Consider the following 8,065-nt stretch of genomic DNA (forward strand, 5'->3'; position numbering starts at 1 on the left):
GAGAGGGACTGCACCGACATCGCGGCGTTGGACACCGCGAACTTGCCCTGGTCGGCAGCGAACACGTCGAGCGTGCCGTCGTTGAAGGCCGCCGTGCGCAGCACGTCGCGCCGCCCGCCAGGCACGTTGCCGGCCTGCGGATCGGTCGGCCCGCCGGTCTGGTTCTGCCAGTAGCCGTGATCCTGCTGGGTCACCAGGCCGATCTCGCCGTCGATGCCGCCCTGCATGGTCGTCACGTTCGAGTATTTCTGGTTGTGGTTCGACGTGCCGGTATCGGTGTAGCGGGTGATGTCCACGCCGTCCCCGAACGCCTGGGCGTAGAGGAAGTCGTACAGATGCGGCGGCACCTGCCGGCTGACCGTCGCGATGCCGAAGGGCGCGAACGGCACGATGTAGCTGTTGAACTCGCCCACCCAGTCGATCAGGCGGTCGCCCTTGGTGTTGCCGATCAGGATGTCGAGACCGGCGCCACCGAACACCCGATCCTCATAGCTCCAATGCGTATCCGGGCTTTCGTCGGTGCCATGCAGCGGCAACTGACCTGGATTGGCATTCGGCGGATTCGGATTGATCGTGCCCAGATAATCGTCGGCGTTCATCAGGTCGTTGCCGAAGCCACCATAGATGTGGTCGCGACCCGTGCCGCCGATGATCCAGTCGTTGCCCAGATCGCCGAAGATGCGGTCGTCCCCGTCGCTTTGACGGTATTGCTGCGGCACGGTCGGATCGGGTGTCTGGCCATCGGGCTTGAACGCAACATAACCGAGCACGCTGACGCCCTCGTCACTGCGCCAGTTGAGGAAGTACTGCAGCAATTCAGTTCCGCCGGTGATGCCGTCCTGGTTGATGGGAGGCAGCCCGCCGTTGGCGGCGGTCGGCCCATCCCAGACGTGCCCCGCGGCGCCATCGAACAGGATCACACGGCGTGGATCATACTCATTGTAAAGGAAGAACTCGCCGGTCCTGCTCTGCACGGGCTTGGGTTCGTTCCAATGCGGATCCCCGGAGCCGAAGTGCAATATGTCGCCCGGGTTGTAAGGCCGGCTGAAGTCCGTGCGGATCAGCCCGACGAAGTTGCCGAGGCTGTCGAAGCGCGGAGCATAGGATTCGCCGAGCGCTTCCGCACCGCTGATGGCATCGTCGCCGGAGCCGCCGTGCAGGAAATCCTGGCCGAGGCCGCCGAAAATAACGTCGTCCGCGAACTGCTGGTTAGAGAGGAACGGATTGGCCGCCCCCATTTCAACGGCAGTCAGGTTGAACGGCGTGAGGTCGACTGACTTCGTCAGCGCGCCCGCCACGTTGATCGTTTCAACCTGGACGTCGCCCGGTGTATGGATCAGCTCGTTCAACACGTCGCCCTGGCTGGTCCTGGTGTCGGGGTCCGTGGCGCGCAGAGCCAGGACGCCATAGAGGTTTTCGGCGGCGGCCGGGTTTGCTGTGTTGCGACTGGTGAAGATGCGTCCATCGTCGCCAAGAACGCCGTCGATGCCGGTCCCGCCGGAAATCCAGTCGGAGCCCCAGCCGCCGATGATATCGTCGTCATCGGCATCACCGAAGACGACGTCGCCGCCGCCGCCGGCATAGACGAAGTCGTCACCAGTCTCGCCGTGGATTTCATCGTTGCCGCCAATGTCGACGCGAGCCCAGATCCCGGTGTGGGGATCGCAGCAGCAGAGCGAGAACATGGGTCGCATGTCGTCGTCCGCAGTCGTCGGGGTCGTCGCCGGATCCACCAGCGAGAAGTCCTCCGGCTTGAAGTCGGGTCCGCCCGGCGTGTAGTCGAGCAGCCGGATACCGCGGACAACGATCTTCTCGCCACCGTAGTTGTCGTAATTGAAGGTGACGTAATTCTGCCCGAACGGATTGGTTTCGGGGTGCGGATTAACGTCAGTGTGGTTGATGCCGACGATGCGGATGATGTCGCCATTGTCACCCACGATAGCATCGGAATCACGGCCGTGCTTGCTCGCGAATGTCGTGCCGTCCGAGACCGTGACGATGTCCTGGCCGTAGGTGGTCGCAGTGGACGTCTTGCCCGCCAGCGGATCGAAACCGTCGTTGCGGGCGATCCGGAGCCCGGCGCCGCCGAAGATCCAATCCATGTCGTCTGGGCGGTTGTCGGCGGTCGTCAGGCTGAAGAAGTCCGAAGAGCCGCCGACCAGATCGTCCTGGCCGAGGCCACCGAAGATGACGTCCCGGCCGCCGCCGCCCTCGATATAGTCCTGACCATCGCTGGCGGCCTCAAAGCTCGGCACCACAAAGAGCGCGCCTGCCGGGTCGTCGATGCCAGAGCCGTTAGGATTGGCCAGCCGCACCGGTTTGCGCGCGGCGCCGACATGGGCAGTGCCCATGACCGCGGAGTCGATCGAACCGTCACCCTGGATCACGTCATGCCCGAGTTGGCCGAAGATCTCGTCATTGCCCGCACCGCCGGCGATGTAGTCGTTACCGAAGCTGCCGACACCGGCATCGCCATTGTTGATGGCGAAGGTGTGATACTGGGCATAGTCGATCTTGTATTCCGCCCACCACTCCGGGCCGGTCGGGTCGCGGTAGTTGCGTGCGACGCCGTCGGTCAACAGCCTGCCCGACGTGTACTCAGTCAACGAGTTGGCACCCGTCGCGTCATAGGCATAGCGTGGATCAACGCCGGCCGGGACCGGCCGGTCGGTGCGCGAATACATCAGCGTGCCGGCAAGCGTCTGGAAGCGAAGGTTCTGGATGTCGTCCAACAGGTTGCCGTCGGCGCCGCCATTGCGGGTCAGCTTGACGTTGTCGCCAAAGATCAGGTCGTCGTCCTGGCGGCCGTCGAGCATGTCGTTGCCGCTGCCGCCGATCAGGATGTCGGGGATGTCGCTGCCGTAGATGACGTCGTCGCCGCCGTTCTGCGGCTCGGCCGTGCTGATCTCGATCACGGTCGACAGGTCGGTCGTCTGAATCTTCTGCAGCAGGATCGGAGGCAGGTTGGGATCGTCCACCCACTGCTTCACGATGCCATGGTCGCCGAAGATGATGTTGGGGAGGTCCTTGTTGACGGAGCCATTGCCGTCAAGGAAGTCGTTGCCGGCGGCCATGTCGTCGCGCATGGGCGTCTCAACCTTGACCGGCTTGAAGGTCTGGTCGCTGGCGCCCAGTCGCGGATCGATGGTCGGCGCCGGGCTGTTATCGGAAGTGGCCACATGGAGAGCGCGCGTCAGGATGTCCACGTTGAAGCCGCTGTCGCCGTAAATGTGGTCGCTGCCGCCTTGCCCAAGTATGGTGTCGTCGCCGGAGCCGCCCGCCAGATGATCGCCAGCCTGGCTGCCGATGATCAGGTCGTTGCCGGCTCCGCCATAGGCGGTGAAACCCACGCTCGGCAGATTGCCGGTCAGGTTGCCGTTCTGGTCGTAGAGATTGGCGAACAACGCATGAGCGTCGATGATGTCATTGCCGTAGTGGACGAAGCGGTTGGCAAGCGGGAAGACCCACTCATTGTCCTCGTTCTGGTCGTCCGGCAGTTCCGGGAACGGATCGAACGGCTTCTGGCCGAACTCCTGGCCCAGCCGATCGTAGGATCGGCCAGAATACCAGGCGCCGTCCTGGCTGGTGTCGCCATAGACGACAAGCGGGCTGTTCGGGCCTGCGAGCACGCTGTTGGGCGTGGCCGGCGCGATGACGAAGTGGTCACCGCCCACTTCCGGACCGGAATCCTTCTTCAGGTCGATCCGATAGACGGTGATCGTGCTGCCCTCTTCGATGACGCAATCGTGGATCGCAGCGCCGTCCAGCACCAGGTCGGTCTTGGTGACTGACTTGACGGTGAAGCCGCCCGGCAAGCCCTGGATATAGACCACCTGCCCTGCCGCGAAACCGTCGTCGAGCCAGCTGCCGGCGGCACGCGTCAGCGTGTCGACCACCAGCGTCGCTTCGATCTGCACCTCCACGCGCTGCGGGATCGAACGATGCAGGTCGATGTCGTTTATGGTGGTCGCCGCACCGAAGTTCGGACCGGAAAGGATCATCACCGAGCCGGTGCCCCAGGTGGCGAACTCGCCGGCCGGCTTTGCGATGCCGTAATCGGCGGCGTTGCCGAAGCCGAGGATCTCTCGGGTCTCACCCTCGTTGCCGACCTGGATGAGCTGGCCGACCGTGTAGCGACTATCCTGCCAGTTGCGACCGTCGAGGCGGGTCAGGATGTTCTTGCTGACGTTTCCGCTCGTGTAAGTCTTGGTCTGGTAGGAGCCGATGGTCTGGACCGGCAGGTTGCCGCCGCCATGCACCATGGTCAGCCCGCCATGCGGGCCCTGAACCCAGATGTTAGCGTTGACATTGGTGGCGGTGTCGATCGGCTCGCCCAGCACTTCCATGGTGTCGCCATTGATCGACAGGACGCGGTACTGCTTGGCTTGGTCGAAGCTGCCGTTCTCGCCGCCGATGTTGATCAGATGACCCTTGAGGAAGCCGTGAGCCTCCCAGCTCTGGCCGTCCTTGCGCTTCAGGATGCCGCCCGTCGCCGTATAGGCGACGTCATAGGCGACCGTCTCTAGCACCAGCGGATCGACGGCGACGATCTTGCGCTCGCCTGTCAGGCCAGCCGGCAAGGCCGGGCCGCTCAGCACCAGGATCGAGTTGTCGTTGGGATCGCGCAGGAACCCGCCGTGCCCGTCGGAGACTTTCTGGCCGTTTCCGTCGAGATAGAACGCGTCCTCGACCGAAATCACGGTCCAACTTCCGGCGACCCCCTGGATGGTGACTGTCTGGCCGGGCAGGAAGCCCTGCGCCTTCCAGTCGAAACCGTCCCGGCGGATGGTATGGCTGCCCAGATAATCCGGGTCCGCATTGTTGTATTTGAACACGTTCTGGGCCGAGACGAACGGCGCCGGATCGAGCGTGCCGCCGATGTCGAGGCGGTCGTTACCCTGCCCGAGCATCAGGTTGAACACTTCGATGGTGCTCTGGTGGCCGTCGGTGCCGACGCTGGTCGAACCGTAGTTCACCTTGCCGAAGCTGATGCCGCCGGGAACGACGATCTGGGTCGAACCCGCAGCAGCTTCACCATAGAGCGGGCCGCTCAGCCCCTTGAAGATGAGGTCGTTGGCCATGCCGAAGCCGCGCAGCGTCGTCTGATCCATGACGCCGGTGCCGTCTGCCTGGCTGGAGTCGTCGAAGATGTTCAGGACGTCGATCTGCTGGCTTTCCGGCGGCTGCGCGCCGATGGCGATCAGGAAGGTGTCCTTTTCGCCCGGTAGCTTGACGCCGGCGGTCAGCGAGCGGTCGGCGCCGGCCGGGCCGCCCTCGACGGCCAGCGGGCCGCGCAACTTGGACAGAAGATGGGTGGAGACCGGGAAGATCTTCACGCCGTCGCGTGTCGGCGGGACGATGTAGTCCACGTCGGCCGCCAGTTCGACGGTCTGCGCTTTGTACCAGGCATCGGCAGCCGACGGGTCGCCGCCGGTGAACACCGCCTCGGGCGCAATGCGCACAACGCGCACATTGTCGGCCGTGGCGTCGCCCAGCCAGGTCGCGCTCAGCGTCTGCTCGACGCCGTCGATCATGACGTGGATCAACTGCAGTTTCGCATCCTTGCCGGCGTTGTCGCCGCGGATGAGCTGGATCTTGGCCTCGATGTCGGGATGGCCGCCATTGAGGTCCGAAATCCGTACCCACATGCCCTCGAGGAAGCCCTCGGAGAGCCAGCCTTCCTGCTCGCCGGTCAGCCCACGGTCGAGGAACTGGCCGGGGAAGGATTGCGGATTGGTCTCCTGGCCGTAATTCACGGTTCCTTCGAAGATGAAGCGTTCGGCAAGGTCGCTGAGCACGGCCGGATTGGCAGTCGCGCCAGCAGCGGCCCACGAGCCCGTCTGGGTCAGGGTGATGGTCTTGCCGTCTTCCGAGATCGAGGCGATCTGGTAGTCGCCGTCATTGCTGACGAGCTTGCTCACCGAGACTGCCGCGGTGGCGGTGCCAGAGGTCGTCCACGGATCGACCGCCGCGAGCGCCGTAAGGACGATCTGGTTGGCGCTAACCGACTGGATGACGTAGTCGCCGTCATTGCCGGAGAACGCACCTGTCGCGTCGATGCGGATCTTGTTGCCGGCGACGAAGCCGAGCCCGCCAATGCCGGTGGCGTTGACCGCCAGATTGAGGCCATTGACTCCGAAGGTCAGCACGCCGTCGAACAGTTCCTGTGCGACCGCGCTGCCGCCGATGCGGATATGCTGGCCTTCGATCGGCACGAACTCGCTGAGGGCGACCGGCAGGGCGGAAGCACCCGCCTTGGCCCACACACCTGCCTGCGTCAGGACGATCTGCGTGGCGCTGACGCTGGACACCACATAATCGTCGTTGTTGACGTCGAAGCCGTTCGCCGAGGGCGCGCTGACACGGATCTTGTCCCCGGCAGCGAAGCCGAGCGTGTTGAGGCCGACGCCGTTCAGCGCCAGCTTGCCGCCGCTGGTGGCGAAGGTCAGGTTGCCGCTGAAGACCTGATGAGCGGCATCGGAAGCGCCGAAGAAGCCCTGGTCGATGAAGCTGCCGAGGTCGGAGCCTGCGCCGCGCTTGATGGTCAGGAACCCGCCCTGGGTGCCGAACACCAGATTGCCGGTGAACATCTGCGTGGCCTGCAGCCCGCCGATCACCGCGTAGTCTTCTGGCGAGATGACAGTCGAGCCGATCTTGACCACGTCGGCGAGGCCGTCCGTGAGCACGGCTACCCGAACCGTCGCGTCCGGCTCGCGGGTCAGACGGATCTGGTAGGTGTCATTCTTGCCGCTGCCGGCCGGAATGTCCTTGATCAATTGCGTGCCGGTGCCGCTCTCGAGAATGACCGCGCCCGAGGTCTCGTTGTCGTGGACTTCCACGTCGAGGAGTTGCAGCCCCGACCGCAGGTTGGGGAACACGTAGTCCGTGTCGGTGGTCAGAGCATCATTGCGCACGAATTCGACCACGGCGGTCTGGACATCCTCGCGGACATAGTCGTCGCGCGCCTCGACGCCGAGCACGATCGGGTCGTCCCAGTTACCGGCCGTAAACCTCACCTGCCCTACCACCACGCGATCGTTCACCGCGTCATAGGTCGGATTGGCGAACAGGGTGAGGCGGCTATCCGTGGCGCTTCCGTTGAGAAGGCCGTCATCGGCGAAATCGACCTTGTCGAAGAACTTGATCGCCTTGTCGGCGAAGTCGTTCAGCACGATGTCGCCCACCACCGTTCCGGCCGGAGCCTTGGCCAGCTGCAGTTCGATCTGGTCGGTCAGCTTGGTGGTGTTGGTGCCTTCGATGACGATGGTGCGGTTGTCGAGATTGCCCGCCGCATCAACCTCACGGACATAGACGCCGGGGGTGTCGTTATCCAGGACGTCGACCTCGACGTTGCGCACGTCGGCCCCGTTGTAGATGCCGACATTCGAGATGACCGAATGCTGGATCACGACCACGCGGTCGCCTTCCGAGCGCTTGTCGTCGGGGGCGAAGACGTAGACGTTCTGCTCCTGATTCCAGTTGCTTGCGTCGAACCTCAGGACGACGGCGCGATCCGGAATCCAGAAGTCCTGGCCGTCGATCGTGACCTTGTGCAGGAAGCTGTCGTCGGCAGTCGTCGCAAGGTCGCCGCCGGCGTAGGTGTTGGTGTGATTGCCCGACATCGGATCGGTCGACAGCCAGATCGAGTCGCCAAGCTTGTCACTAAGCGGGTCGGGATTGAGGTCGTAGGGGAGACCGGTCGCCGGGTTGATCGTACGCTCCTCCTGCGGCGAGCGCGCCGCGGAGACCGTGACGTAGACCACCTGCGTGCCCGTCAGCTGTTGCGAGAGCCGAACCGTGTAGAAGTCGGCAAACTGGTTGGCCAGCGTGGACTCCTCGCGGACAATGGTGTGTCCCGAGCTGGTGTCGCCGGCAGCTTCCTCATTGATGACCACGAGGCCTTCATGCGCGGTCGAGACGTTGTAGTCGAAGCCGTCGACAACGAGACCGTTGTAGAGCGCATCGTTCGAGGTGACGAGGTGGTCGACCGCGCCGGATACGCCTTCCAGCTCACGGGTGATGATGTCCTCGGTGACGTCGCCGGTGACGTTGATCGTGTCGGAGC

The 8,065-nt window shown here is 64.0% G+C and carries 1 pseudogene; it reads right to left on the bottom strand.

What is annotated here, in order from left to right:
• Positions 1-8,065, bottom strand: a pseudogene (locus EOD07_RS37645) (hypothetical protein); the annotation flags it as partial.

Source organism: Mesorhizobium sp. M2C.T.Ca.TU.002.02.1.1 (assembly GCF_003997225.1).